Here is a 21,832-nt window from a genome sequence, read left to right on the forward strand (position 1 = left end):
GGTTGGCCACAGCCTGGATGGCTTCGGCGGCAGCCTCGGGGTCGAGGTAGGTTCCGCCCGTCTTGATGGGCTGGAAGTCCTCGTCCAGGTCGTAGACGAGGGGGATGCCGGTGGGGATGTTCAGGCCGGCGATCGCTTCGTCGCTGATGCCGTCAAGATGCTTGACCAGCGCACGCAGGGAGTTTCCGTGGGCGGTGACCAAGACGGTCTTTCCGGTCTTGAGGTCTTCCTTGATGTCCGATTCCCAGTACGGCATGAGACGGATCAGAACGTCCTTCAGGCACTCCGTGCGCGGAATGGTGTCACCGAGGTCGGCGTAGCGGGGGTCGCCCACCTGGGAGAATTCAGAGCTATCGTCCAGGACCGGCGGCGGGGTGTCGTAAGAGCGGCGCCAAAGCATGAACTGCTCTTCGCCGAATTCGGCGAGAGTCTGGGCCTTGTCCTTGCCCTGCAGGGCACCGTAGTGACGCTCGTTGAGTCGCCAGTCGCGCTTGACAGGAATCCAGCCGCGGTCGGCCTTGTCCAGGGCGATGTTGGCGGTGTTGATGGCCCGCTTCAGGAGCGACGTGTACAGGATGTCCGGGAGCACGTCGTGCTCAACCAGGAGCTCTCCCCCGCGGAGTGCCTCCTGACGTCCCTGGTCGTTGAGGTCAACATCCACCCAGCCGGTGAACAGGTTCTTGGCGTTCCAGTCGCTGTGGCCGTGGCGCAGCAGAATCAGCTTGTAAGTCATGATTTTCATCCTAGCCGAGCAGAGGCCGCCGACGCCGAGCGTTACATTCCGTGCTGCGCCGTTGGATAGTCTGGGGCGGTGGTGCAGAAAGCAGAGCGGGTGGCGACAAACCCTGGCAACCGCGGACACCGCGGCCGGCCGGTGGGCAACGTAACGCGGGGCACCACCAATCCCAACCGGATGCGCAGGCTGGACCGCTGGCTGGCCGGGCCGCAGGCCTGGCGGCTCCGGTCAGCGGACGACCCACTGGTGGTCGACCTGGGGTACGGCGCGTCCCCCGCCACCGCCGTCGAGCTTTTCGAAAGGCTCGCCGCCGTCCGGCCCGATGTACGGGTTTGCGGCATCGAAATCGAGCCTGAGCGGGTGCGGGCGGCCAAATCGCTCGAGCGTCCCGGCCTCAGCTTCGTCGTGGGCGGGTTCGAACTCCCGGTGCCGGGAAAGCCTGTCCTGGTGCGGGCGTTCAACGTGCTCCGGCAATACGAGGAGGCCGACGTTCCAGGTATCTGGCGTCTGGTGCAGGACAGGCTCGCGCCGGACGGGCTGTTCATTGACGGAACGTGCGACGAGATCGGCCGCCGCGTCACCTGGGTTGCGCTGGATTCCGAACGCCCGCTTACGCTGAGCATGTCCGTGCGCTTCGGCAGTTTCGACCTGCCCTCGGAGGTAGCCGAACGCCTGCCCAAGGCGCTCATCCACCGGAACGTTCCGGGTGAGCGCATCCACGGGCTGCTGCAGGCCATGGACAAAGCGTGGCTGGAGTCGGCGCCCCTTGCGTCGTTCGGGAACCGGCAGCGGTGGACGGCCATGTGCAAGGCACTGCTCGACGGCGGGTGGTCGGTCAAGGACGGACCGTCACGCTGGCGGCTGGGGGAACTTACCGTCAGCTGGGAAGTAGTGGCGCCGCTGGGATCAGCGGACTGATCCGGATTTCGACGGGCGCCCCACCAGCGAGCGGACTCCGGTTACCAGGGGCCGTACGGGCCCATGTTGCGGCTGCCGCCCCGGCCGGCGTCCTTCACCGCCGGGCGGACGTCCGCCAGGTAGACGGATGCAGCCACCACCGCGGCCAGGCCGAAGAGGCCGAGCGGCCCGATGAGTCCGCCTCCTCCGCCGGCCAGCACCGACAGCGCGCCGACGGCCACGCCGCCGCCGGTCAATGCCAGCCAGAAGGCCTTGGTCCTTTTGCCCACAGCCTCAAAAGCGTTGGCCTTGTGGCGGACACAGTCGAAGAAGGCCCACACCTCAAGCACCAGCGCCACCAGTCCCAGGATGTAGTAGACCGTGCTCTCAACGACATTGATCAGTACTGTTCCGTCCACCCGACCAGCCTAACTGTCCAAAGCGTCCAATGCCTGCTGCAAATCGGACCAAAGGTCCTCGACGTTTTCGATGCCGACGCTCAACCTGACCAGATTCTCCGGAACGCTGACCGGCTCGGCCGCGTGCCGCCGTCGTCGTTCAATCAGTGATTCCACGCCGCCGAGCGAGGTGGCCGGCAGCCAGAGCTGGAGCGAGCGGACCAGCTTGTCTGCGGCATCGGCGCCGTTGAGGTCTCCGGCGGGCGCAACCTGGACGCAGAGGACGGAGCCGAAGCCGGACATCTGGGACTTGGCCCGGTCATGTCCCGGATCCGACGCCAGGCCGGGGTACCGGACGCTTTCGATCTGCGGGTGGGTGCTGAGCCTTTCGGCGAGCACCGCGGCCGAAGCCTGCGAGCGCTCGATCCGCAACGCAAGCGTCCGCAGCCCGCGCAGCGCCAACCATGCCTCGAAGGGGCCCGCTATTCCGCCGTGGATGATGCGGTGATGGAGCAGGGTTTCCCGCAGTTCCGCGTTCGAGGTGACGAGGGCGCCCAGCACCACGTCGGAATGTCCCGCCAGGTATTTGGTCACCGAGTGAAGGACGACGTCGGACCCCAGGCTGAGTGGCTGCTGCACCAGCGGCGTGGAGAAGGTGTTGTCCGTGACAACGATTGCTCCGGCGTCGTGCGCCGCCTGGGTCAGTGCCCGGATGTCCGCGATGCCGAGCATGGGGTTCGTCGGGCTCTCGAGCCAGAGCATGTCCGCGGGCTTTCCTCCCGCCGGGGCGAGCAGCTCGATGACAGCATCCGTATCCGCGATGTCAACCGTGCGGAGCTCGATGAAGCCCTTTTCTGCCAGCTCGGCCGCCATGAGCAGTGAGCCCGAATAGCTGTGGGACGGCATGACCAGCACACCGCCCGCGGGAATGAGGGACAGCGCGGAGCTGACGGCAGCCAGTCCCGAAGCATAGAGGAGGCCCGGCAGCGTGGCGCCTTCAAGCTGTCCCAGGGCTTCTTCGAACGGATCCCAGGTGGGGTTGGCGTAGCGGCCGTAGCCGCGGTCGCCGTCATCCAGCGCACCGGTGCCGAAATATGTGGAGGACAGCACGATGGGCGGGTTGACAGGCTCGTCGTGTTCGCGGGCAGGACGGCCGGCGGCCACGACTACGGTCTCGGCCGAAAGGGACGCGGCGTGCTGTTGGGAAAGGCTCATGAACAAAGCGTACGTTGGGCACCTGCCGGGCGGAAAAGCGGCTACTGGCGCGGCTTCCTGTCAGTGATTGTCGGTAGGCTGGACCAGTGAATAATCAGAATCCCGGACTTTTCATCGCCTTCGAAGGCGGTGACGGCGCCGGCAAGTCCACGCAGACCGCCCGGCTGGCCGGGACGCTTGAATCACGCGGCCTGACCGTGCTGCGGACCAGGGAACCTGGCGGCACGCCGATTGGCGAAAAACTGCGCTCTCTGGTCCTGGATCACGGCCACGGCCACATCGACGCGCTTACGGAGGCGCTGATCTTCGCGGCGTCCCGTGCCGCGCACGCCAGCCAGGTCATCCGGCCTGCCCTGGAGCGCGGCGAAGTGGTCCTCACTGACCGCTACATCGATTCCTCCGTGGCTTATCAGGGGGCCGGCCGTGATCTTGGCACAGACGCCGTCCGGAGCATCAACGAGTGGGCCACGTCGGGGCTGCAGCCGGACCTTACCGTCCTGCTGGATGTCCATCCGGCCGACGGCCGGAGCCGCCGCACGGCCGGTGACGCCCAGGAGGACCGGCTGGAATCGGAAGCCGACGAATTCCACGCCCGGATCCGCCAGGCATTCCTGGACCTCGCCGCAGCGCGGCCGGACAGTTACCTGGTGCTTGAGGCGCAGTTGTCCGTGGATGAGCTTGCCGCCTCCATCCTTGACCGTGTGAACCGGCTTCTGGCCGCTCCCGGCAGGGCCCCGCGATGACAGTTTGGGATGACCTTCAGGGCCAGTCCGCCGTCGTCGCCCAGCTGCAGCAGGCAGCCACGGGCGAAGGACTGACGCACGCGTGGCTGTTCACCGGCCCTCCCGGCTCGGGACGCTCAAACGCTGCCAAGGCCTTTGCCGCGGCGCTGAACTGTGACCAGGACGACGTCTCCCTGCGTGGCTGCGGCGAGTGCCACGCCTGCAGGACCATCCTCGGCGAAACCCACGCCGACGTCGCCTTCGTCCGCACCGAAAAGGTGACCATCACCATCGAGGAGGCCCGGGACCTCGTTTCCACGGCCGGCAACAGGCCCTCGTCTGGGCGGTGGCGGATCATCGTGGTGGAGGATGCCGACCGCATGGCCGAACGCACCACGAACGTGCTGCTGAAGGCCATCGAAGAACCCACCCCGCGGACCGTCTGGATGCTCTGCGCCCCCTCCCCCGCGGATGTCCTGGTGACCATCCGGTCCCGGTGCCGGGCAGTGGCACTGCGGCTGCCGCCGGCCGCCGACGTCGCGGCGCTGCTGGTAAAGCGCGACGGCGTGGATCCGGCGGTGGCCGAACGCGCGGCCCGCGCGGCGCAGAGTCACGTGGGAATTGCCCGGCGCCTGGCCCGCGACGCCGAGGCCAGGGAACGGCGGTTGGAAACAGTCCGCTTCCCGCTGGGCCTCCGGGGCATTACGGCCGCTGTGATGATGGCTGATAAACTGGTCAAGATCGCCACCGAGGAGGCCAACAGCTCCAATGAGGAGCGGGACGCCGCCGAGAAGGCCTCCCTGCTGGCCACATTGGGTGCCCCCGAGTCCGGAACGCTGCCGCCCGCCATGCGCAGCCAGGTGAAACAGCTGGAAGATGACCAGAAGCGTCGTGCGAAGCGCTCCGTGACTGATTCCCTGGACCGGACGCTGACCGATCTCCTGTCCTTTTACCGGGATGTGCTGATCATCCAGATGGGAAACTCCGTGGAACTCGTCAACGTTGAGTTGAGGAGCGAGCTGGAAGATTTCGCAGCCGGCTCGGGCCCGGAGGTCACCCTCGCCAGGATGGATGCCATCAACAAGGCGCGTAAACGCATCACCACCACGAACGTTGCACCGCTTTTGACCATAGAGGCGATGGCCGCGGGCCTGATTTAGGTTCCGGTCCACAGACCACCTGCCCGACGACGCCTAACGCCTCTGCCCAAGGAGTACCGCATGATGTCCACACTTCCCCTGACCGCGCGATCGCGCTCCTTCGCTACGGCGCTGCGGGCTGCCGGAGCCATGGCGGTGGTCGTGCTCCTGACGTCGTGCAGCTTCTTGGGGCTGTCCAAGGACGGTGCCTCGCAGGGGAATTCCACAGGGCAGGCGGACCCCTCCATTGCGGCGGCAGCTCCGAAAGGGCTGCAGGCTTTTTACTCCCAAAAGGTGGTGTGGGGGCCGTGCGAGGACAAGATGCAGTGCGCCAAGGTCAAGGTGCCGCTGGATTATGCGAAGCCGGACGGCGAAACGATTGAAATCGCGGCCCTAAAGATCGCCAGCACCGGAGCCAACAAGCAGGGCAGTCTGCTGGTCAACCCGGGCGGGCCCGGTGCCTCCGGCTACGACTTCGTGAGGGACGCCGGAAACAGCCACTTCTCCGACAAGGTGCGGGCCAACTACGACCTCATCGGTTTCGACCCCCGCGGCGTCAAGCGTTCGGCGCCCGTCAGCTGCCTGACGGACAACGAACGGGACGAGTCCCGGGCCAAGATCTACTCTCCTGAAACTGACGCCGGCCTGGCCGCTCTCCTCGCCGACAACAAGGCCATCGCGGCGAAATGTGCCCAGCAGACCGGCCCCGTACTGGGGCACATCGACACCGTCAGCGCGGCCAAGGACCTCGATGTCCTCCGTGCCGTGGTCAATGACTCCAAGCTCCACTACATGGGGTTCTCCTACGGAACTTTCCTCGGTTCAACCTACGCTTCGCTGTTCCCCGACAACGTGGGCCGGATGGTCCTCGATGGCGCCCTCGACCCGTCGCTCAGCGCTGAAGAGCTGACTGCAGGCCAGGCAAAGGCCTTCGACAAAGCGCTGCACGCCTACGTTGCGCACTGCCTGAACGAGGAAGGCTGCCCCCTGAGCGGCACCGTGGACGACGGTATCCGGCAGATCCACGACATCATCCGGTCCGTAATCGCGACACCCCGCACCGCCAAGGACGGCCGTACCGTAGGCGGCAACACGTTCGTCAGCGGTCTGATCGTGCCGATGTACGGCAATGAAAGCTGGCCTGCCCTGACCCAGGCCCTGGACGCGGCCATGAAGGGCGACGTCAGCCTGATGCTGCGCCTGGCGGATCTGGGCGCGGACCGTGCACCGAACGGCAAATACACGTCCAACACAGCCTTGGCCTTCGGCGCGATCAACTGCCTGGATTACCCGACGAACAGCAATCCGGCGGCCATGCGGGCCGAAGAGCAGCAGCTCCGCCAGGTGTCCCCCACCCTGGGGTACTTCTTCGCGTATGGTGGCGCCAACTGTGCCAGCTGGCCCTACAAGAACCTGCGGACGCCGGCACCGGTCGAGTACAGCGGCTCTTCCCCGATCGTGGTGGTCGGCACCACGGGTGACCCCGCCACGCCCGTGGAGTGGGCCAGCGCCCTCCGGAAACAGCTGGGCAACGCCTCACTGCTGACTTGGAAGGGCGAGGGCCACACGGCGTACGGCCGGTCTAACAGCTGCATCAGCAACGCCGTGGACAACTACCTCGTTGACGGCAAGAAGCCGGCGGACAACACCGTCTGCTGACTTGGCCGTTCAGCCGGGCAGGCCCGTGCGCAGTCCGATTTCGGCCTTCGCGGCACGTCATTTTGACCCGGGCGCGGGGACTCGATTACAGTTGACTCTTGCATGAACCGGCCGGGTTTTCCTGGTTGTTTAGTGCGGTGCTTCCTTAGCTCAGTCGGTAGAGCGTTTCACTCGTAATGAAAAGGTCATCAGTTCGATTCTGATAGGAAGCTCGAGAAGAACCCCGTATTTCCGCTGATACAGCGGGGATTCGGGGTTTTCTGCTGATTGTGGGGAATTGCCTGGGCAGGCACAGGGCATACCGACCTTCACCAACCGCCGCGCGTGGGCGTATGTCCCTTTCGGGCATCGTCGGGCATTGCCATTTCGGCCCGCAGGCCCAGGAGTCGGATCGGACGGCCCGCTTCGATTCCGGCTGCGAGGTCCAAGGCTCGCGCGAGGATTTCGTTCCGGTCGAATGTCTCGGGAATCTTTCTTGCGTGGGTTTTGGTGAAGAACGGCGCGTACCGAACCTTGAGGGTCAGCCCAACCACGGGCCGTCCTTCCGCCACAACATCCTCAAGGACATGCGCTGTCAGCTCCCTCACGGCGTCGTCCACCTGGGCGGGCTCGGTCAGGTCCCGCTGGAAGGTGGTCTCCCGGCTATGCCCGCGGGCAACCCACGGGGTGTCGTCCACAACGCTGGATCCGTCCCCGCGTCCGAGCTCCGCGTACCAAGGACCCATCCTGGGGCCAAACTCCGGAACCAGGTCTTGGGGGTCGGACGCGGCGAGCTCCGCGACTGTGTTGATGCCGAGTTTGGCCAGCCGGCCCGACACCTTGGTTCCGACGCCCCACAGGTCCTTGGTGGGCCGACTGCCCATGACGTCGAGCCAGTTCCCGGAAGTGAGACGGAAGACGCCAGCCGGTTTGCCGAAACCGGTGGCGACTTTGGCTCGGACCAGGGTGTCGCCGATGCCAACGCTGCAATGCAGCTGTGTTCGCTCCAGGACGGCGGCCTGCACCTGCCGGGCGTAGGATTCTGGATTCTCTGTCTCAGTGCCTATAAAGGCTTCATCCCAACCAAGCACCTGCACGGTGGCCCCGGGCTGCGCGCGCAGGGTGGCCATCACCGTTTCAGACGCCGCGAGGTAAGCCTCCTGATCGACGGGCAGGATCACAGCGTCGGGCACTTTCCGGGCCGCAATGCGTAAGGGCATTCCGGAACCCACGCCGAACGCCCTGGCTTCGTAGGATGCGGTCGACACCACGGCTCGTTCCGTGGGGTCGCCCCGACCGCCGACAATGATCGGCTTGCCCGCAAGCTCCGGCCGCCGGAGCACTTCGACCGCCGCGATGAACTGGTCAAGATCGACGTGTAACACCCACCGGATTCCGCTCACGCCACCAGTCTGCCCTAAACATCCCTGGCAAGCATCGGCTCTCGATGATGCGGCCGAGGAATGCAGACGGGTCTCGACCTTCGGCCACTGGCCGCCACCCGACTGCGCAGGCCGGGCGTTTGACGCTTTCCCGAGGTCAGCCCAGTTGTCCCTTAGCCCGATCCGGGTCGCGCATGATCCCGGCCATAGCTCGTGCCTGATCCAGGCGCTTCTGGTAGTAGGTCGCGGCCATGACACAGAAGACCGAAATCCCGATGGATCCCCAGGCGCTAAGCGGAACGCGGCTCTCGGCCTCATGCTCCGAGATGGTCAGGGCCGCGTTGAGGAGGTTGAGGATGGCAAGGACGATCATCGAGGCCCTGGCGTAGCTGAGCTCCCCCTGGCTGAGGGCCTTGCTTCTGAACCAGCTGACCATGGCCAGACTGTAGCAGTCGGAACACCGCTACTCTATGGCCATGGCCGCGGGAACAGGCAGGGACGACAACAAGTACGAGTGGCAGGACTGGCCGCCGGATTCGCTCGAGGGCATGCCGCCGAAACGGAGGCGACTGGCAGGTTGGGCGATCTTCTGGTTCTTACTGCTCGGCTCGCTGCTGGGATCCGCCTTGGAGGCAACGGGCATCGTGCAGCCCTGGCGCGAGCTGCTCGTGGTGGCCGTGTTGGCTGCCGTCTTCGTTCCACTGATGCGGGCCGCCGTCCTGGAGACACGCCAGCTGCGGGACGAGGGCATCGAGCTGCCGTCCCATCCCGTCACGCGGAGGTCGATGATCTCCTCGGCCGTCGTCGCAGCTTTGCTCTGGGTCATCTTTGCCGTCGCGCCGGCTTGAGCGTCTCAGCTGCCATGCCTGAATCCTCCTACGAGAGGAGTCGCTTTGGCACGCCTGGCTTGGAGTTGCCGGGTCCGGTGCTGCTGGGGGAGCGCGTCCGGACCCGGCCGTTCTGGTTGTCAGGTCGCGGCACCCTCAATTCCAGGACAGGACCAGTCTTGCCTGCACATCATGGGATAACCGCGGGATCTGGCACCGAGGGTTGCATCAGTGCCGCCCAGAATTGAGGGGGCGGCTCCAAGGTTTACGTAGGCAACTTCCCCCACCACCATGGTCGTGGACGGGAAGGTCGTCAACCCCCTCCGGCGCAGCCGGACAGCGCGCCGTCGGGGATGCCCTCTTGGTGCTCCCCCGACGCAAGGACTGAGAGTCGGCCTAGCAGCTGTGGTGTCGGCGGCGGTTCGCACTGGGGCTAGCCGGTGAGACACGCCGCCGACGGCGTTCGAGGCCTCCCCCAAATTGGGCTGCCCCCCGGAGCCCAAAGGCTCCGTTACGCGATTTAATCGTAAGCCTACTTATCACCCGAGTCCAGAGGTGCAGCGGCCGCCGCAGGATGGGCCGGTGGCGGCCGGAGCAGTCAGCATGCTTAGTATTAGACGAGGATCTGGGCTAGGGTAAAAAGGTAAGCCGCCGGCGGACCCGCCGCGGAGCCAACCGTAGGGAGAAACACCATGGGTTTGGATGACAAGATCGGAAACGCTGCCGAAAAGCTTGGCGGCAAGGGCAAGGAAGCTGCCGGCGAGGCCACGGGCGATGACAGCCTCAAAGCCGAAGGCCAGGGCGACCAGGCAAAGTCGGACGTGAAGCAGGCCGGCGAAAAGGTCAAGGACGCCTTCAAGGAATAGTCCTCTGCAGAATTCAGAAGGGTGCAGCTCGAGCGCGGGCTGCACCCTTCTGGTGCATCAAGAGGTCATCAGCCTCGGATTGCCACCATGGAGTTGGCCGGCGCCGGTGCCTAGAGTGATGACATGGCTGATACTTTTTCTTCTCTGCTGGAAGCGTTCAAGAACGTGGGCGTGTCCCGGGCGTACGGCCCTCCGGTCCAGGTCGGCGGCGCAGAGCTGCTCCCCGTTGCCCTGGTGTCCTTCGGGTTCGGCGGCGGCACCAACGCAGAAGGCGGCGGCCGTGGCGGTGCATCCGGTGGCGGCGGAGGCGGCTTCGTCTTCCCGCTTGGAGCTTACAGCCGCGCCAGCGGCGGCCACCTCGTGTTCCGGCCCAACACCATCGCTGTTCTGCTGAGCCTGGTCCCGGTGGTGGCCGCGTCAGGGATCGCGCTTCGAGGAGCCGTGCGAACCACCCGATCGTAGCCACGTTTGGAAGTGCCCCTCGCCGGAATTGCAGGCAGGGACGATAATAAGAAGTGGATCACCGGGGCTGGGCCGGCGGCGGAGCCGCCTGTCTGAGACCAGGGCGGTCCCCCCAGCCGCCGTCGGCCCTTTTAATGCGCCCGAGCGCGCGGGCCGGCCTGGTCCGGAACTGTGGCGCACGCACCGGAAACGCACAGGTGCCTCCCGTAGTTCTGCACGCTGGGCTTCGCAGGGTGACCCGCCAGCGGGCGGTTCCGTAGCCCAAAAAATCTTATTGTCAGGCCGTCCCAGCGGTGCTAGAACAGCCTTATCGGGAGGTTTCAAAGGAGATTATGCGAAGGTCAGCTACATCAGATCGCCTCATGGACCGGGATGGGATGCCGGAACACGCTAAGGCTGTTTTTTGGGCGGTGGGCTTCTAAAGTACGCCAAGGCGCATTGTCGCGCACCTGCAGCAGACAGCGCACGGATTGTCCCTCCCGCAACGTGGTCCCCGGTTGCGGAAGCGGCCGGGGGCCACATCACCAACGCTGCAAGATGGAATCGGCAGCACGGAAACTCCCTCAGCTGGAATGGAATCCCGGTGGACCAGGCGACGCTCGTCGGCTACGGTCTTGGCTACTTCGCGACCATGATCGCCGTCTTCATCATGTTTCTGCCCGCCTTCATCATTCTGTCCCTCCTCCTGCTTCTGGCCGGGGCTGTACAGTTGGCGCTCCTTCTCCTGAATGCCGTGGCCTCCGGCCTGCACAGGACCCTCATCCGGCCGTTAGCGACACTGACCGACCGGCTCCGCAGACCCCGCAGGCGCCGGGGCGGAACGCCTGTCCCGCACTGACGGTTGCCGTACCCATCCGCGCTTAGTTCTTCTGGCCGCCGATATTTCCACTCTTGATCGGATCCTGTGGGAACTCTTCCACGGTCTTGAGGTCCTCCCTGGACTATTCAAAGAGCCGTGCAGCAGCGTCGCGGCTCTTCTCGGGATTTAGGGGGCTGCTGTGACAGACGAGAACGACGTGCCAGTGCTGGACAGCGGCGCCCTGCAGTCTCTTGCGGACGAAGCCGGCCCCGCCGCAGCGCATACGTTCATGGACGAGTACCTGCAGATGCTGCCCGTCCGCGCCGCAAAAATCCTTCGCGGTCTAGCGGGCCACGACGCGGACTCAGCCGCCGAGGCACTGGTGAGCCTGAGAGCAACATCCGCCATGGCAGGAGCACTTCGTCTCGAAGCATACTGTCGGGACCTTGAACGCGCACTGAACCGTGGACACTGGCCCGATCCGAAAGCTGCTAAGGCGGTGCTGTTCGCGAACATCCGGCTGCTCGTCCGCGAAGCTAACCGCCAAGGCCACCTCCCCGGACCGCGGCCTAAAGGTCCGGAAGCCGGCTAGGGTGCCCGGCTTTTCCTGTCATGCCGTCCTAAGATGGCTGGCATGGAGGAGCAGGAACTGGCGGACGTTGCGGGACGCCTGTATGCGCTGCCCTTCGACGAATTCGTGGCTGCCCGCACTGCTGCCGGGAAGGCTGCGGCAGCAGAGTCCAACGGACCGCTGGCCCAGGCCATCAAGGCACTCCCCAAGCCCTCCATCGCAGCCTGGACTGTCAATATGCTGGCGCATCACCGGCCAGACGCGGTGCGGGAGCTCCGCGACCTCGGGCAGACGATGCAGGGGGCCCAGGCCGCGCTCGACGCCGCCGCCCTGCGGGAGCTGTCCCGGGAGCGGCGCAAGCTTCTTGCAGCGGCCGTGAATACCGCCCGGCGCGCAGCAGAGGAGCAGGGCCGTTCCATTAGCGGGGCGGTGGCCTCGGAGGTGGAAGAGACCCTGCGGGCCGCGACGGCCGACACGGCTGCCGCGGCTGCCGTACAGAGCGGGCTGCTGCTGCGGGTTCTCACGGCCGACGGCGTAGACCAGGTTGATCTCAGCGGCGCAGTTGCGGTTCCTGCCGCCCTGGGGCCGCTGCAGCAGCCCCCGCGGGCCACCGGCGGGCATGCGGGGCAGCCTCCAAAGGTCAGCCGCCGGCAGCCGCCGGAAGGGCCTGAGAAACCGCGGATGCAGGTGGTGCGCCGGACGCCCCGCCCCTCATCGCCGTCGGTCCTGGACAAAGCCTTGGCGGCACTCGCCGAGGCTGAAGCCGCGGCGCAGGCAGCCGCCACGGAGGCCGAGTCCCGTGACGAAACCCTGCAGGACGCGGCAGCGGAGTTCACCCGCCTCACGGCCGAGGTGCGCGAGACAAGACAGCGGCTCAGGAAGGCGGAGGACTCCCTGGAAGCCGTCCGGAAGGACCTTGAAACGGCAGCTGCCGAGGCGAAGCAGTCAGCCAGGGCCGCCGAGAAGAGCCAGCGAACGGCCATGCTGGCGAAGGAACGGGTGCTCCGGTTGCGCAACACACCGGACTGAAGGACAAATAATGTCAGACCCCGGCTGCACCATTGAGTCATGGAAATGAACCAGGAATTCCACGTAACGTACTTTGAAGCCGACTGCGGGCGGGTCCGGACCGAGGTCTTCGATACCGCCGCCGACGCCGAACGGTTCGCCAGCCGCTGCCTCTCCGGCGAGCACGACTGGGCTGTCGTTGATGCCGTGGCTGCCCAGCAGGCCCAAGCAGCGGCTTAACCGCCGCTGCCATCTGGACAGCAAAGGCCCCGCACGGCTGAGGTCAGCTGTACTGCAGCAGATCCGGTGGATCAGCTCAGCGGGCGGGGCCTGCGCGGCTAAAGGTCAGGCGAAGTCGGACACGGCCGGGTCCGGCCCGATGCGTCCCGTTCCCGCCGCCGTGCGGTCCAGGCCGTTGATGGCTTCGACGTCGGACGCGTCAAGCGCCACGTTCAGCGCATCGTAGTTCTCGCGTATGCGGGACTCGGTCACCGACTTGGGGATGACCACGTTGCCGATGGCCAGGTGCCAAGCGATGACAACCTGCGCGGGAGTGGCGCCGTGCTTGTCCGCGATTGCCGTGATGGTAGCGTCCTCAAGGAGCTCACCGCCTTGGCCCAGCGGGGACCACGCCTGGGTCAGAATGCCCTTGGAGGCATTGAATTCCCGGAGCTCGGCCTGATTAAAGAAGGGATGCAGTTCCACCTGGTTGATGGCCGGCACCACTCCGGTCTCATCGATGACGCGCTGCACGCCCTCAACGGTGAAGTTGGAAACGCCGATGGACTTGACCCGGCCGCGTTTCTGCAGCTCGATCAGCGCCTTCCAGGTGTCCACGTACTTGTCCTGCTTCGGCTGGAGCCAGTGGATCAGGTACAGGTCAAGGGATTCGAGGCCCAGGCGCTCCAGGGATTCCTCGAACGCCGCCAGCGTGGACTCGTAGCCCTGGTCCGCGTTCCACAGCTTGGTGGTGATGAAGATTTCCTCGGGCGACAGCCCGGAGCTGGCGATGGCGCGGCCCACGCCGGACTCGTTGCCGTAGATCTTGGCCGTGTCGATGTGGCGGAACCCCGCCTGGAACGCCTGGAAGACGACCTTTTCAGCTACATCGTCCTCGACCTGCCACACGCCGTAGCCGAGCTGGGGAATGGTATTGCCGTCATTGAATGTCAGTGTCGGTGAAGAAGTCATCTGTCCATCCTGCCAACAATTCCCGCTTCGGTGCACGCAATGGCCGGAAGCTAAGCTAGGCGCTTAACACCCGGAATCCGGGAATTTTTTGCATGCCCGCCGGGCGACCGGGCGACAGCTGTCCCAGTCTTGGGCCAGGTCAGGCTTCGGCGAGCTGCCGCTCCGCGTCGGCCACCTGCTCGAAGACCGTCTCGGCCCGCCGCCACACCGATGCCGCGCCCACGGGAACGGGACCAACGGCGAGGCGGAGCATTGCCGCGGCTTCGGCCGTGGCCGCCAGCGAGTTTCCCGCCTTCGACAGCGCGCGGTGGACGCCGGACAGCGCGTGCGGGATGTCCAGCCCGTCGCTGGGAGAGCGCCGCTGCGCCTCAACGCAGACCTGCCGGACGCGGCCGGACAGCTCCGCCAGCTGGTTCGCGATCTCGACGAGTTCGCCATAGAGCTGCTCGTCCTCCACGCCTTCAAGAACCTGGTGGTAGCGGTCCAGACCCCGGTGGAAGCGGTCGTGGGCTCGCCGCCACAGCCCTTTACCGAGTTCGGCGTCGTCTTTCCGCCCTTGCCGGGCAGCGGTAAAAAACCCCAAGCCGAACCTACAGGTACTGACCCGGACCGTGGTCAGGGTCTTCCTGCCGCCCAGGCTTGAGCGGATCGGATCCCGGCTGCGGAGCCTTGGCCCGCTGGGGCTCCCCGTTCTCTCCCATAACCACGCCGGGAGCGATGACAGTGCCCGGCGGAAGCTGGCGCAGCTGCACTTGGGCCATGGCATGATCCCGGGCCGCGTGCTGGGCAGCAACGGCGGTTTGGATGCCGTGGAACAGGCCTTCCAGCCAGCCGACCAGCTGGGCCTGGGCAATCCGCAGCTCAGCGTCGGACGGCGTGGCATTGTCCGGGAACGGAAGGCTGATGCGTTCCAGCTCGGCAACGAGTTCCGGGGCCAGCCCGTCCTCGAGTTCCTTGATGGAGCGCTCATGAATCTCCGCCAGCCTGCCGCGGGCGGCGTCGTCCAAGGGCGCCGACTTCACCTCGTCCAGCAACTGCCGGATCATCGTGCCGATCCGCATCACCTTGGCGGGCTCATCCACCAGGTCCTGAAGGCTGCTGCCCTTGGGCTTCGACGGCTCCGAAGCGTAGTTGCCACCTGCCGGGACCGCGTCAGGGTCAAGTGTGGTGCCCTCCACGGGGACGTCCTCACCGGGACGGGACCCGGCCTGTGAACCGGCATCGGTGGCGGCCGCCCGGGCGGTTTGAGTGTCGTTCGGATCGCTCATGCGTTCATACTCTCACGAGCCCGGAACGCCGAGTCCAGTCAATGAAGCTCCTTGACCTGGATTTCGTTTCGTCCGTAGCGAAACCCCGTTTTCGGCGCCAGTACGCCTGGCGGGTGCCGGCCAGCCACGGGGTCGCCCCCGCCTGCTCAACAGCACCGCCCCTGCGGGTTGCTGTCCTGGCGGTCGGTCCGGTCGCGCCAGAATTCCCGCTCGCCCATGGGCGGAGTGCCTTGGCCGGCGGCCGAGTGATGCTCCAGGTACTTCGCATACGCGTCCGCGCCCATGACGCCCTGAAAGTACCGGGCGAAGCCGCGTAAGCCCGCGGCAACGGCGTTCTGCGGTCCGGCGGAGCCGTGCCCTGCGGACCCCGGCGCCGCAGTTCCCTGCCCGGTGCCCATCAGTGATGGCCCGCCCTCTCGAAGCGCTGGTCCGCCGGAAGCCTGGTCCACTCGGCCATAAGCTCGCGCTCGGCGGGAGTGGGGATCAATCCGGCCGGAGCGTAGACGCGGGACGGCTGCGGCGTGTCCTCGTGGTCGGCATTCGGAACGCCGGCGGCGCTGTTGCGGAACGCCTTCACCGTGGCCACCAGCGCGGTAACGATGACGACGATGCTCAGCACCACGAAAATCACCGATAGCCAGCCCTGGATCATGGTGTTGCGGACCACGGCTTCCATGGCCGTCACGGTCTTCGCCGTGCCGAAGGACGTCTTGCCGTCAGCGAGGGCCTTCGAGAAGGCGGCGTTGTTGGCGAAGTAACCCACGGCCGGCACGTCAGAGAAGATCTTCTGGAAACTCGCCGTGATGGTGACGACGGCAGTAAACGCCAGCGGCAACGCGACGATCCACAGGTACTTGAACGCACCGCGTTTGGCCGCGATGGCCATGCAGACCGCGAGCGCGATGGCCGCCAGCAGCTGGTTGGCGATGCCGAACAGCGGGAACAGCGTGTTGATGCCGCCCAGCGGATCCGTGACGCCCATCAGGAGCACAGCACCCCACGCGCCGACCATGACCGCCGTGCAGAGCCATGCTCCTGGCCGCCAGGAGGCTTCTTTGAACTTCGGCACGAAGTTGCCGATGGAATCCTGCAGCATGAACCGCGCAACGCGGGTTCCGGCGTCAACGGCGGTCAGGATGAAGAGCGCTTCAAACATGATGGCGAAGTGGTACCAGAAAGCCATCATGGCTGTGCCGCCGATGAACTGCTGCATGATGTGGGCGAGGCCTACTGCCAGGGTGGGCGCGCCGCCCGAACGCGAGATGATGCTCTCCTCCCCCACATTGGAAGCGGTCTGCGCCAGGAGATCGGGAGTGATGTTGACGCCGGCCAGGCCGAGGCCGTTGACCCACTGCGCCGCAGTTTCCACGGTGCCGCCGGTCAGCGCCGCAGGCGCGTTCATGGCGAAGTAAATGCCGCGGTCGATCGAGATTGCGGCCACCAGCGCCATGATGGCGACGAAGGATTCCATGAGCATGCCGCCGTAGCCGATGAAGCGCGTCTGCCGCTCCTTCTCAATGAGCTTGGGCGTGGTGCCGGACGAGATCAGCGCATGGAAGCCGGACAGGGCTCCACAGGCAATGGTCACAAACAGGAACGGGAACAGCGCGCCAGGGAACACCGGTCCGTTGTCCCGGCCGGCGAACTCGCTGAAGGCCGGGACAGTGATTTCCGGGCGCACCACGATGATGGCCAGGGCCAGCATCACGATCACGCCGATCTTCATGAAGGTGGAAAGGTAGTCGCGCGGAGCCAGCAGCAGCCACACGGGCAGGATCGCGGCGATGAAGCCGTACACGATAAGGCCCCATGCGATGGTCACCTTGTCCAGGTGGAAGACGGCGGCACCCCATTCGGTGCCGGCAACTGCCCCGCCCCCAATGATGGCGCCCATGAGCAGCACGAAGCCGATGATCGAGACTTCCATGACCTTGCCGGGCCGGATGAACCGCAGGTACACGCCCATGAACAGTGCAATGGGGATGGTCATGGCCACCGAGAAGACGCCCCAGGGGCTTTCGCCGAGGGCATTCACGACGACGAGCGCCAGGATGGCGACGATGATCACCATAATCAGGAGGGTGGCCACGAGGGCGGCGGTGCCGCCGATGACGCCTAGTTCCTCGCGGGCCATTTGGCCCAGCGACCGGCCGCCGCGACGCATGGAGAAGAACATGACCAGATAGTCCTGGACGGCTCCTGCGAGGACGACGCCGATGATGATCCAGATGGTGCCGGGCAGATACCCCATCTGGGCCGCAATGACCGGTCCGACCAGCGGGCCGGCACCGGCGATGGCGGCGAAGTGGTGGCCGAACAGGACGTTCCGGTCCGTGCGCACGTAATCCTTGCCGTCGGCCTTGTACTCGGCCGGCGTGGCCCTGCGGTCGTTGGGCCTGAGCAGATGCTTCTCGATGAACTTGGAGTAGAAGCGGTAGCCGATCAGGTACGTACACACCGAGGCAAAGACGAACCAGATGGCGTTGACCGTTTCGCCGCGGACAACGGCCAACATGAACCAGGCCACTCCACCCAGGAGCGCGATGGCAACCCAGACGGCAATCTTGGCCGGAGTCCATTTGCGGTCTTCCGCTTCCCGGACGGAATCATCCAGGGACGTGGCCGGAAGCGACGGGTCCGGAACAAAGTCCAGATTCCCGTCCGCTGTCCGGCCGCTGCCATGAGGCATAGTGCCCATGTCTCCTCCTTGAGATCTAAATAATGTGACAATCCTCTCCGGCGCACCCTACCAACGGGCGCCAAGAATCGAGCCGACAACGGCCAGGTGCCGCCCGGCGAAGCGCCGAGCGGTGCAGCAGAGGCGGTGAACGGGTTTCTCCGGCCGTTCGGTCACTGCGGCAGGCCGGGAATCCGGCGGGGCTAGGTACCCACGCCGCGCCGGGACATCGGCAGACGGGCCCGCGTAAACAGCCACGCCAGGACCCCTCCGGTCAGCGGCACGGCCACCAGCAGGGCGAGCAACTGGTACGGGTCGGTGAGTTCGGGGATGCCGACCTGCCGCAGGGCATCGATTGCCTGACGGCGGGCTTTCCTGGCCGGCACACCGTCCAGTTCCAGCGGCAGGGCGACGTTTTCCGCCGCCGTGAGGGTGGGGATCAGGTTGAAGTCCTGGAAGACGTAGCCCACGGCCCGGCGGCACAGCCGCGCGAGTTCGTTGAGTCCCAGCCCTGCCAAGGGTGTGGACTCCACAAGGACACCGCCCGACGTCGGCCGGTCCAGTCCGCCGGCCAGCGCCAGCAGCGATGATTTGCCGGATCCCGACGGCCCCATCACCGCAACGAACTCGCCCGCGCTGACGGTGAGGTCGACGTCGCGCAGGGCGGCAACCGCCGTCGCGCCCCGGCCGAAAGTCCTGCTGACCTTGGCGAGCTCCAGGACCTGCCGCGGCCCCAGGACGCTCACCGGCGCGTCTCCGCGTTGAGCGGGGCGGCCTCTTCCACAGTGACCCCGTTGGATGTTTTGCGTGCTGCGCTGTGAGTGCCGGCCGTCTGTGAGAGCTGGACCATGCGGGCTTCGCAGAGATCCAGCCAGCGGACCTCCGCTTCGGTCTGGAAAATCAGCGAGTCGATCACCAGCAGCCAGGCAGTGTCACCCGGGCGCTGGCTGGCGGCCGTGTCCCGCCGGGACTTCGTGTAGTCCTGAAGTGCCCGCATGGACGCCACGCGTTGGGCCTGAATGATGGAGGCCACGTCCACGCCGGGTAGCGTGACGGCGAGGGCCAGTTTGATGGCGAGCTCATTCCGCGGCGGATTGCTGCGCTCCACCGGGGTGGCGAACCAGCCCTGGACCTCGGCAGTGCCGGCAGCGGTGATGCTGTAGACCACGTGGCCTTCGCCGTCGCCGCCATCGTTCCTGACCAGGCCGTCGCGTTCGAGGCGGTCCAGTGTGGTGTAGACCTGCCCGATATTCAGGGGCCAGGTGGACCCGGTGCGGTCTTCGAATTCGACCCTGAGCTGGTAGCCGTAGCGCGGCTGGTCCTGTAGCAGGGCGAGGAGGCTGTGGCGGATGGACATGGTGCTCCTTGGCTGGGAAGGCCGCGGCATGCACCGGCCCCCAAGACCAGTGCATACCGCGTATATGGCGAGCCTAGCGGCATTGCCCGGACATGGCAATACCGGGTATGCATGGAGTCCCTACCGCTGGCACCGGCGGCCTGCGCGGGCCTACATGACCAGGAGGATCTTGCCCACGTGCTCGCCCGAGTCGAAGTATTTATGGGCCGCCCTGACCTGGTCCAGCGGAAAGGTCTTGGCCACGAGGGGGTGGATCCGGCCGTCGGCGATAAGTGGCCAGACGGCATCCCTGACGGAGGTCATGATCACGCCCTTCTCTTCGACCGGACGGGGCCGGAGCGCCGTGGCGACGACCGCCGCGCGTTTCCGCAGCAGCTGCCCGAGATCCAGTTCGCCCTTGGCACCGCCCTGCAGTCCGATGACGATGAGCCGGCCGTAGTCGGCCAGGGCGTCAATGTTCTGCTGCAGGTACTTGGCGCCCACGACGTCGAGGATCACGTCCGCGCCCTTGCCGCCGTTCTGGGCCCGGAGGCTCTCCGGGAAGTTCTCCTCGGCATAGTTGATCGCAATATCGGCACCGAGGAAGGCTTTGGCCGTGCTGACTTTCTCGTCAGTGCCGGCCGTGGTGGCAACAGTCGCACCGAATGCCTTGGCGAACTGAATGGCCATGGTGCCGATGCCGCCGGTGGCGCCGTGGATCAGGACCGTCTCTCCCGGCTGGAGCTGCGCAGTCATGATGAGGTTCGAGTACACGGTGGCCGCAACCTCCGGGAGGGCGGCAGCGGTGACCAGGTCAACGCCGTCGGGAATCCTCAGAACCTGCTCCGAGCGGACCGCGACCTGCTGGGCGTAGCCGCCGCCGGCCAGCAAGGCCACCACCTTGTCCCCGATGGAAAACGCCTTGGTGACCCCCGGCCCGAATCCGGCGATGCGGCCGGAAACCTCGAGCCCCGGAATTTCCGATGCACCCGGAGGCGGCGGGTAGAAGCCCCTCCGCTGCTGCACGTCTGCACGGTTCAGGCCCGCGGCCACGACGTCGATCAGGACCTCGCCCTGGCCCGGAACGGGAGGCGGAACGTCGCGGATTTCCAGCATTTCCGGCCCGCCCGGCTCCGAGATGTAGACGGCTTTCATGGAGAACTCCCGATTTTCTTGCTCATTCCTGCCCCAAAAATAGTGTGCACTGACAGCAACGGCCACCTTTCGGTTTTTGTTGCAGCCAACTGCCTATGAAACACTACTAGTCACGGAAGGTTGTCCGAGCGGCCGAAGGAGCTGGTCTTGAAAACCAGTGTGCGGTAACCCCGTACCAAGAGTTCGAATCTCTTACCTTCCGCGTAGCGCAATCTGCGCACAGTCAGGGGCCGGTTGAGCCAATCGCAAGGTTGGTTCGGCCGGCCTTTTTCATGGGCAGGTAGACCCCGCATTCGGCGCCCTAAACCAAGTACCGGCGAGTACCTGCCCGCCGAAAAATCGAGTACGCACCACTCATGCGAAGACAGCCCTGTTGGCGTTCACTGGAAGGAATCAGCGGTGCTCAACTTCAGATTCCGCGAAAGGGCACCGTTCCGCACCTGCTGCTATTGGGGAGATGTAGCCGTCGTGAGCAAGGCCGAAAAGCAGAGACTGAGGTACTCGGACTACTACTGGTGCATGTCGCTCAAGGACTTCATCGAGTGGGTCGAAGCCGACGACGACAACGAACCCGCCACCTCGTATTCCGACCGGCTCTGACTGCCGGAGCCATTGAAACTGTCATACCGCGGGCATAGTGTCGATCCTGTCTCCATATCCCTTTGACCTGCGGACTTGTTTCGCGGCCCACTACAGGAGCTGACAATGCCCACCCCAGACATCACGCCCGGAGCACCCTGCTGGATTGACCTGATGACCTCCAACACCGACACTTCCCGACAGTTCTATGGCGAACTGTTCGGCTGGGACTTCCAGACCGGGGACCAGGAAAAATACGGCGGCTACATCACCGCCAACAAGAACGGCAAACTGGTCGCGGGAATCATGCAGAAGCAGGAGGACCAGGCGGCCATGCCGGACATGTGGTCCACGTACCTGCGCACTGACGACGCCGCCGCCACGGCCACCGCAGTCACGGCCAACGGCGGCCAGGTGTACATGGAGCCCATGGACGTCCCGGAACAGGGCCACATGGCGTTCTTCGGCGATCCGTCCGGCGCTGCCATCGGCGTATGGCAGCCCCGCGAAATGCGCGGGTATGAAGTGGTTGCCGAACCCGGCACCCCTGCGTGGCACGAGCTTCACACCAAGGATTACGCCACCGCTGTGAAGTTCTACCAGGACGTCTTTGGCTGGAACACGGACGTCATGAGCGATACCCCGGAGTTCCGCTACACAACTCTGGGCGCGGGCAGAGACGCGAAGGCCGGGATCTACGATGCAGCGGCGGACCTGCCAGCCGAGGTCCCGTCGAACTGGGTCGTCTATTTCGCCGTGGGGGACGCCGATACATCCATCGAGAAGGCCGTCAGCCTGGGCGCCACCGTCGTCGACGGACCCGACGACACACCCTTCGGGCGGCTGGCCACCTTGGCGGATCCCACCGGCGCCAGGTTCAGGATCGTGCAGGACACTGGGCAGGGCGCCCAGACCCAGACCGCGGAGGCGGAGGCTGTGGAGGCCTGATCGCTAAAACCGTCCACC

Annotated in this window: 25 protein-coding genes, 2 tRNA genes and 1 pseudogene; 15 read left to right on the plus strand and 13 right to left on the minus strand. The window is 65.6% G+C overall.

All coding sequences use genetic code 11. The annotated features are described in order from the left end of the window. Positions 1–733: phosphoglyceromutase (locus LQ144_RS17230; RefSeq protein WP_230119928.1), on the minus strand; the 733-nt coding region annotated here is incomplete at its 3' end. Positions 734–811: 78 nt separating this feature from the next. Between LQ144_RS17230 and LQ144_RS17235 the strand changes: the two genes are divergently transcribed. Then, positions 812–1,654: a class I SAM-dependent methyltransferase gene (locus LQ144_RS17235; RefSeq protein WP_230119929.1), complete on the plus strand. Its 843-nt coding sequence runs from the start codon at positions 812–814 to the stop codon at positions 1,652–1,654. A 41-nt stretch (positions 1,655–1,695) separates the two neighbouring features. Here LQ144_RS17235 and LQ144_RS17240 read toward each other — a convergent pair whose 3' ends face one another. Both LQ144_RS17240 and LQ144_RS17245 read right to left on the minus strand, forming a co-directional pair. After that, complete coding sequence (locus LQ144_RS17240) at positions 1,696–2,052, minus strand: DUF2516 family protein (RefSeq protein WP_230119930.1); 357 nt, start codon at positions 2,050–2,052, stop codon at positions 1,696–1,698. A gap of 9 nt (positions 2,053–2,061) precedes the next feature. Beyond that, a complete protein-coding gene (locus LQ144_RS17245; protein ID WP_230119931.1) occupies positions 2,062–3,246 on the minus strand; it encodes an aminotransferase class I/II-fold pyridoxal phosphate-dependent enzyme in 1,185 nt (394 codons plus the stop codon). 86 nt (positions 3,247–3,332) lie between these two features. On the opposite strand from LQ144_RS17245, the gene tmk reads away from it, so the two are divergent. From tmk to LQ144_RS17265, 4 genes are all read left to right on the plus strand, one after another. Then, positions 3,333–3,989 carry a dTMP kinase gene (gene tmk, locus LQ144_RS17250; RefSeq protein WP_230119932.1) on the plus strand — a complete coding sequence of 219 codons (657 nt, stop codon included), beginning with the start codon at positions 3,333–3,335 and terminating at the stop codon, positions 3,987–3,989. Beyond that, positions 3,986–5,128 (plus strand): DNA polymerase III subunit delta', encoded by a 1,143-nt coding sequence (locus LQ144_RS17255; protein ID WP_230119933.1) that lies wholly within the window; start codon positions 3,986–3,988, stop codon positions 5,126–5,128. Before tmk ends, LQ144_RS17255 begins: the two co-directional genes overlap by 4 nt. Before the next feature lie 63 nt (positions 5,129–5,191). Continuing rightward, positions 5,192–6,766 carry an alpha/beta hydrolase gene (locus tag LQ144_RS17260; protein ID WP_230119963.1) on the plus strand — a complete coding sequence of 525 codons (1,575 nt, stop codon included), beginning with the start codon at positions 5,192–5,194 and terminating at the stop codon, positions 6,764–6,766. 139 nt (positions 6,767–6,905) lie between these two features. Beyond that, positions 6,906–6,978: transfer RNA gene (locus LQ144_RS17265), tRNA-Thr, on the plus strand. Positions 6,979–7,074: 96 nt separating this feature from the next. Here the strand turns inward: LQ144_RS17265 and LQ144_RS17270 are convergent. Continuing rightward, entirely contained in the window at positions 7,075–8,130 is a 1,056-nt protein-coding gene (locus LQ144_RS17270) for a DNA polymerase IV (protein ID WP_230119964.1), read from the minus strand. 154 nt (positions 8,131–8,284) lie between these two features. Then, positions 8,285–8,563, minus strand: coding sequence for a hypothetical protein (locus tag LQ144_RS17275; RefSeq protein ID WP_230119934.1), 279 nt, complete (start codon positions 8,561–8,563; stop codon positions 8,285–8,287). A 40-nt stretch (positions 8,564–8,603) separates the two neighbouring features. Between LQ144_RS17275 and LQ144_RS17280 the strand changes: the two genes are divergently transcribed. The 7 genes from LQ144_RS17280 (at position 8,604) to LQ144_RS17310 (ending at position 12,900) form a co-directional block, all read left to right on the plus strand. Further along, on the plus strand, positions 8,604–8,975 hold the full coding sequence (locus LQ144_RS17280) for a hypothetical protein (protein WP_230119935.1): 372 nt from the start codon (positions 8,604–8,606) through the stop codon (positions 8,973–8,975). Between the two features lie 671 nt (positions 8,976–9,646). Beyond that, positions 9,647–9,820 carry a CsbD family protein gene (locus LQ144_RS17285; RefSeq protein ID WP_230119936.1) on the plus strand — a complete coding sequence of 58 codons (174 nt, stop codon included), beginning with the start codon at positions 9,647–9,649 and terminating at the stop codon, positions 9,818–9,820. A gap of 123 nt (positions 9,821–9,943) precedes the next feature. After that, a complete protein-coding gene (locus LQ144_RS17290; protein ID WP_230119937.1) occupies positions 9,944–10,282 on the plus strand; it encodes a hypothetical protein in 339 nt (112 codons plus the stop codon). A gap of 583 nt (positions 10,283–10,865) precedes the next feature. Next, the gene (locus LQ144_RS17295; protein ID WP_230119938.1) at positions 10,866–11,120 is read left to right on the plus strand and encodes a hypothetical protein; all 255 of its coding nucleotides are present in this window, start codon (positions 10,866–10,868) and stop codon (positions 11,118–11,120) included. A 160-nt stretch (positions 11,121–11,280) separates the two neighbouring features. After that, positions 11,281–11,673: an Hpt domain-containing protein gene (locus LQ144_RS17300; protein WP_230119939.1), complete on the plus strand. Its 393-nt coding sequence runs from the start codon at positions 11,281–11,283 to the stop codon at positions 11,671–11,673. Between the two features lie 42 nt (positions 11,674–11,715). Beyond that, entirely contained in the window at positions 11,716–12,681 is a 966-nt protein-coding gene (locus tag LQ144_RS17305) for a hypothetical protein (protein ID WP_230119940.1), read from the plus strand. 39 nt (positions 12,682–12,720) lie between these two features. Beyond that, on the plus strand, positions 12,721–12,900 hold the full coding sequence (locus LQ144_RS17310; protein ID WP_230119941.1) for a hypothetical protein: 180 nt from the start codon (positions 12,721–12,723) through the stop codon (positions 12,898–12,900). 105 nt (positions 12,901–13,005) lie between these two features. Here the strand turns inward: LQ144_RS17310 and LQ144_RS17315 are convergent, their stop codons facing one another. The 8 genes and pseudogenes from LQ144_RS17315 to LQ144_RS17350 all read right to left on the minus strand — a co-directional run bounded on the left by LQ144_RS17315 (position 13,006) and on the right by LQ144_RS17350 (position 20,287). Further along, positions 13,006–13,851 (minus strand): aldo/keto reductase, encoded by an 846-nt coding sequence (locus tag LQ144_RS17315; protein ID WP_230119942.1) that lies wholly within the window; start codon positions 13,849–13,851, stop codon positions 13,006–13,008. A 139-nt stretch (positions 13,852–13,990) separates the two neighbouring features. Then, positions 13,991–14,434 carry a hypothetical protein gene (locus LQ144_RS17320; RefSeq protein WP_230119943.1) on the minus strand — a complete coding sequence of 148 codons (444 nt, stop codon included), beginning with the start codon at positions 14,432–14,434 and terminating at the stop codon, positions 13,991–13,993. Between the two features lie 7 nt (positions 14,435–14,441). Beyond that, positions 14,442–15,119 (minus strand): bacterial proteasome activator family protein, encoded by a 678-nt coding sequence (locus LQ144_RS17325; RefSeq protein ID WP_230119944.1) that lies wholly within the window; start codon positions 15,117–15,119, stop codon positions 14,442–14,444. A gap of 146 nt (positions 15,120–15,265) precedes the next feature. Further along, positions 15,266–15,517: a YbdD/YjiX family protein gene (locus tag LQ144_RS17330; protein WP_230119945.1), complete on the minus strand. Its 252-nt coding sequence runs from the start codon at positions 15,515–15,517 to the stop codon at positions 15,266–15,268. Further along, positions 15,517–17,817 (minus strand): carbon starvation CstA family protein, encoded by a 2,301-nt coding sequence (locus LQ144_RS17335; RefSeq protein ID WP_230119946.1) that lies wholly within the window; start codon positions 17,815–17,817, stop codon positions 15,517–15,519. The genes LQ144_RS17330 and LQ144_RS17335 overlap by 1 nt, the downstream gene beginning before the upstream one ends. Before the next feature lie 299 nt (positions 17,818–18,116). After that, a pseudogene (locus LQ144_RS17340) lies at positions 18,117–18,542 on the minus strand (ATP-binding cassette domain-containing protein); the annotation flags it as partial. Then, a complete protein-coding gene (locus tag LQ144_RS17345; RefSeq protein WP_230119947.1) occupies positions 18,539–19,153 on the minus strand; it encodes a PadR family transcriptional regulator in 615 nt (204 codons plus the stop codon). The gene LQ144_RS17345 and the pseudogene LQ144_RS17340, both read right to left, overlap by 4 nt. Positions 19,154–19,303: 150 nt before the next feature. Next, complete coding sequence (locus tag LQ144_RS17350; RefSeq protein WP_230119948.1) at positions 19,304–20,287, minus strand: NAD(P)H-quinone oxidoreductase; 984 nt, start codon at positions 20,285–20,287, stop codon at positions 19,304–19,306. A 114-nt stretch (positions 20,288–20,401) separates the two neighbouring features. Between LQ144_RS17350 and LQ144_RS17355 the strand changes: the two genes are divergently transcribed. From LQ144_RS17355 to LQ144_RS17365, 3 genes are all read left to right on the plus strand, one after another. Continuing rightward, positions 20,402–20,489: transfer RNA gene (locus LQ144_RS17355), tRNA-Ser, on the plus strand. A 197-nt stretch (positions 20,490–20,686) separates the two neighbouring features. Further along, complete coding sequence (locus LQ144_RS17360; protein ID WP_230119949.1) at positions 20,687–20,887, plus strand: hypothetical protein; 201 nt, start codon at positions 20,687–20,689, stop codon at positions 20,885–20,887. Between the two features lie 105 nt (positions 20,888–20,992). Then, positions 20,993–21,814 carry a VOC family protein gene (locus LQ144_RS17365; RefSeq protein WP_230119950.1) on the plus strand — a complete coding sequence of 274 codons (822 nt, stop codon included), beginning with the start codon at positions 20,993–20,995 and terminating at the stop codon, positions 21,812–21,814. Positions 21,815–21,832: the final 18 nt, after the last annotated feature.

Origin of the sequence: Arthrobacter sp. Bi83 (assembly GCF_918698095.1) — a bacterium.
GTDB lineage: Bacteria > Actinomycetota > Actinomycetes > Actinomycetales > Micrococcaceae > Arthrobacter.

What these genes read in the sequence shown, in the direction of transcription:
- LQ144_RS17280 (WP_230119935.1), top strand. Translation starts at nt 8,604, where the DNA reads ATGGCCGCGGGAACAGGCAGGGACGACAACAAGTACGAGTGGCAGGAC.
- LQ144_RS17335 (WP_230119946.1), bottom strand. Translation starts at nt 17,817, where the DNA reads ATGGGCACTATGCCTCATGGCAGCGGCCGGACAGCGGACGGGAATCTG.
- LQ144_RS17330 (WP_230119945.1), bottom strand. Translation starts at nt 15,517, where the DNA reads ATGGGCACCGGGCAGGGAACTGCGGCGCCGGGGTCCGCAGGGCACGGC.
- LQ144_RS17350 (WP_230119948.1), bottom strand. Translation starts at nt 20,287, where the DNA reads ATGAAAGCCGTCTACATCTCGGAGCCGGGCGGGCCGGAAATGCTGGAA.
- LQ144_RS17275 (WP_230119934.1), bottom strand. Translation starts at nt 8,563, where the DNA reads ATGGTCAGCTGGTTCAGAAGCAAGGCCCTCAGCCAGGGGGAGCTCAGC.
- LQ144_RS17365 (WP_230119950.1), top strand. Translation starts at nt 20,993, where the DNA reads ATGCCCACCCCAGACATCACGCCCGGAGCACCCTGCTGGATTGACCTG.
- LQ144_RS17285 (WP_230119936.1), top strand. Translation starts at nt 9,647, where the DNA reads ATGGGTTTGGATGACAAGATCGGAAACGCTGCCGAAAAGCTTGGCGGC.
- LQ144_RS17345 (WP_230119947.1), bottom strand. Translation starts at nt 19,153, where the DNA reads ATGTCCATCCGCCACAGCCTCCTCGCCCTGCTACAGGACCAGCCGCGC.
- LQ144_RS17315 (WP_230119942.1), bottom strand. Translation starts at nt 13,851, where the DNA reads ATGACTTCTTCACCGACACTGACATTCAATGACGGCAATACCATTCCC.
- LQ144_RS17245 (WP_230119931.1), bottom strand. Translation starts at nt 3,246, where the DNA reads ATGAGCCTTTCCCAACAGCACGCCGCGTCCCTTTCGGCCGAGACCGTA.
- LQ144_RS17310 (WP_230119941.1), top strand. Translation starts at nt 12,721, where the DNA reads ATGGAAATGAACCAGGAATTCCACGTAACGTACTTTGAAGCCGACTGC.
- LQ144_RS17305 (WP_230119940.1), top strand. Translation starts at nt 11,716, where the DNA reads ATGGAGGAGCAGGAACTGGCGGACGTTGCGGGACGCCTGTATGCGCTG.
- LQ144_RS17255 (WP_230119933.1), top strand. Translation starts at nt 3,986, where the DNA reads ATGACAGTTTGGGATGACCTTCAGGGCCAGTCCGCCGTCGTCGCCCAG.
- LQ144_RS17260 (WP_230119963.1), top strand. Translation starts at nt 5,192, where the DNA reads ATGTCCACACTTCCCCTGACCGCGCGATCGCGCTCCTTCGCTACGGCG.
- LQ144_RS17325 (WP_230119944.1), bottom strand. Translation starts at nt 15,119, where the DNA reads ATGAGCGATCCGAACGACACTCAAACCGCCCGGGCGGCCGCCACCGAT.
- LQ144_RS17290 (WP_230119937.1), top strand. Translation starts at nt 9,944, where the DNA reads ATGGCTGATACTTTTTCTTCTCTGCTGGAAGCGTTCAAGAACGTGGGC.